The sequence below is a fragment of the Streptomyces sp. SID11385 genome (genome assembly GCF_010548245.1).
GTDB lineage: Bacteria > Actinomycetota > Actinomycetes > Streptomycetales > Streptomycetaceae > Streptomyces.
Genome location: NZ_JAAGLR010001096.1, coordinates 1 through 2,864, shown reverse-complemented (window position 1 = coordinate 2,864; position 2,864 = coordinate 1). Strand labels below are relative to the sequence as shown.

The following is a 2,864-nucleotide window of genomic DNA, read 5'->3' as shown; positions in this document are numbered from 1 at the left end:
GGTGAGGAAGGGGAAGGCGCCGCCGAAGGGCCTGCCGCCGCCGGGCCGCGCGGAGGCGGGGCCCGTACTGCCCTGGCAGCCGCCGAGCACGTTCGGCGCGACGACGAACCACCGGTCCGTGTCGAGCGCACGGCCCGGCCCCACGAGCCCGTCCCACCACCCGGGCGTCGGGTGCCCGGGGCCCGCGGGGCCGTGCACGTGGCTGTCCCCGGTGAGCGCGTGCAGGACGAGCACGGCGTTCGACGCGTCGGGCGCGAGCGTCCCCCACGTCTCGAACGCGAGTCGCACGTAGGGGAGTTCGCTGCCCGCCTCCAGCGCGAGCGGCTTGTCCGCCACGTGCCAGAGCCGGCGCCCCGGCGGGTCCCCCGGCCGCCAGGCACCGGAGACCCGCCACGGCTCCGCGCGGCCCGGCCCTCGTACGACGGAAGCCTCCCGCACCTACGCGGCGCCCTTCGCCGCGCGGAAGCCCGCCTCCAGGTCGGCCTTCAGGTCGGCCAGGTTCTCGATGCCGACCGACAGGCGGACGAGCCCGGGGGCCGTACCCGTCGCGCGCAACTCCTCCTCGCCGAGCTGGCTGTGGGTCGTCGACGCCGGGTGGATGATGAGACTGCGGACGTCGCCGATGTTGGCGAGGTGGCTGAACAACTCGACCGCGTCCACGAAGCGTGTGCCCGCCTCGACGCCGCCGCGCAGCTCGAAGGACACGATCGCCCCGGCCCCGCGCGGCAGGTACGTCCGCGCCTTCTCGTACCAGGGGCTGGACTCAAGCCCCGCGTAGTGGACGGCGCTCACCTCGTCGCGGCCCTCGAGCCAGGTGGCGAGCGCGGCGGCGTTCGCGGTGTGGCGCTCGATGCGCAGGCTCAGCGTCTCGACGCCCTGGAGCAGCAGGAAGGCGGAGTGCGGCGAGAGCGCGGGGCCGAGGTCGCGCAGGAGTTGCACGCGGAGCTTGACGGCGTACGCGCCCGGGCCGAGCGCGGGCCAGTACCGCAGCCCGTGGTAGCTCGGGTCGGGCTCGGTGAAGTCCGGGAAACGGTCCGTGTGTGCGCCGAAGTCGAACGTCCCGCCGTCCACGACGACGCCCGCGATCGCGGTGCCGTGCCCGCCGAGGAACTTCGTCGCGGAGTGCACGACGATGTCCGCGCCGTGCTCAAGTGGCCGGAGGAGGTAGGGAGTCGGGACGGTGTTGTCGACGACGAGCGGGACACCGGCCGCGTGCGCGACATCGGCGACGGCGCGGATGTCGAGGACGTCGCCGCGCGGATTGCCCAGCGCCTCGGCGAAGAACGCCTTGGTGTTCGGCCGCGCGGCGGCGCGCCACGCCTCGGGGTCGTCGGGGTCCTCCACGAAGGACACCTCGATGCCGAGGCGGGGCAGCGTGTGGCGGAAGAGGTTGTACGTGCCGCCGTAGAGCGAGGAGCTGGAGACGATGTGGTCGCCCGCACGCGCGAGGTTGAGCAGCGCGAGCGTCTCGGCCGCCTGGCCCGAGGCGACCGCGACGGCGGCGACTCCCCCTTCCAGCGCGGCGATCCGCTGCTCGAAGACGTCCTGCGTCGGGTTGTGGATGCGGGTGTAGATGTTGCCGGGCTCGGCGAGCGAGAAGAGGTCCGCGGCGTGCCGCGTGTCGCGGAAGACGAAGGAGGAGGTCTGGTAGATCGGCGTGGCGCGGGCCCCGGTGGCGGGATCGGGCACGGCGCCCGCGTGCACCTGCTTCGTCTCGAAGGACCAGGACTCGGCGGCGGACTCAGCGGGCTGCGTGCTCATGGCGCTCCTCGTACGGGACGGCGGGCGGACGTCCGGGGCGGCGTACGGGGACAACGGCGGACGCCCGACGAGCGAAGCACGCGGGGCGGCGCGGGGCGGGGCGTGTCACGTGACCGCCATGGAACCGCCACGCGGCGACATGCCCCGTTCGCACCGTACAATATGGAACGATGATCCGATTCGAGGGAGGAGCCGCCGTGCCCACCGACGAGACCCCCGGCGACCGGCCGGAGGCGCCCCGGGCCATGCGGCGTGACGTGCGGCGCAACCTCGACGCGCTGCTCGCCGCCGCCGCCGAGGTGTTCCGGGCGGAGGGCGTGGACGCGCCCGTGCGGCACATCACGGAGCGGGCCGGGGTCGGCGTCGGCACCCTCTACCGGCACTTCCCGCTCCGCTCGGACCTCATCGTCGCCGTCTTCCGCAACGAGGTCGACGCGCTCATGGCCGCCGCCGCGCCGCTCTCCGCCGCGCACCCGCCCGTCGAGGCGCTCGTGCGCTGGCTCGAACGGCTCGCCGGGTTCGTCGCGACCAAGCGCGGGCTGAGCGGCGCGCTGCACTCGGGCGACCCGGCGTACGAGGGGCTGCGCGAGTACTTCGAGAGCCGCTTCGTGCCCGTCATCGAGGGCCTGATGGAGGCCGCCGCCGCGACCGGGGAGATCCGCGCGGGGCTCTCCCCGTACGACCTCCTCGTCACGCTCGCCAACGTCGTCGACCCCGACGACCCCGCCTACACGGGCCGGGTCATCGCCCTCCTCATGGACGGGCTGCGCTACCGGGCGGGCTGAGGGCGCCCGCCCGGCCTCTCGCCCGTCAGCCCGGCCCCTCGCGCGTCAGCCCGGCCCCTCCCCGCCGGCCCGGCCCCTCCCCCGTCAGCCGCTCCAGCGCCCGCCACGCCGTCACGGCGTCGCTCCCGTCCCCCAGGCGGTACAGCCGCGCCGCGCCCGCGCCCGTCCCCAGCCGGACGGACGCCGGACTCCCGGCACCGTCCCGCGCGGAGTCCTCCGGCACGACGAGGCGCAGGGGCACGGGCGGCGCCTCGAAGCGCGCCGGGACGGTGAGATCCGGGCGCCCGGTCCGGTACGAGGCGAGCAGGCTCAACAGAC

3 protein-coding genes and 1 pseudogene are annotated in these 2,864 nt (G+C 75.2%); 1 reads left to right on the top strand and 3 read right to left on the bottom strand.

Annotation, left to right across the window (positions count from 1 at the left end; translation table 11 throughout):
• Together G3I42_RS33625 and G3I42_RS33620 are read right to left on the bottom strand one after the other, a co-directional pair.
• Positions 1-438, bottom strand: a pseudogene (locus G3I42_RS33625) (homoserine O-acetyltransferase); the annotation flags it as partial.
• Entirely contained in the window at positions 439-1,761 is a 1,323-nt protein-coding gene (locus tag G3I42_RS33620; RefSeq protein WP_164291452.1) for a bifunctional o-acetylhomoserine/o-acetylserine sulfhydrylase, read from the bottom strand.
• A gap of 197 nt (positions 1,762-1,958) precedes the next feature.
• On the opposite strand from G3I42_RS33620, the gene G3I42_RS33615 reads away from it, so the two are divergent.
• Entirely contained in the window at positions 1,959-2,546 is a 588-nt protein-coding gene (locus G3I42_RS33615) for a TetR/AcrR family transcriptional regulator (RefSeq protein ID WP_164291453.1), read from the top strand.
• Between the two features lie 25 nt (positions 2,547-2,571).
• On the opposite strand, the gene G3I42_RS33610 is transcribed toward G3I42_RS33615, so the two are convergent.
• A partial coding sequence (locus G3I42_RS33610; protein ID WP_239096853.1) for a DUF6177 family protein occupies positions 2,572-2,864 on the bottom strand: 293 nt, incomplete at its 5' end.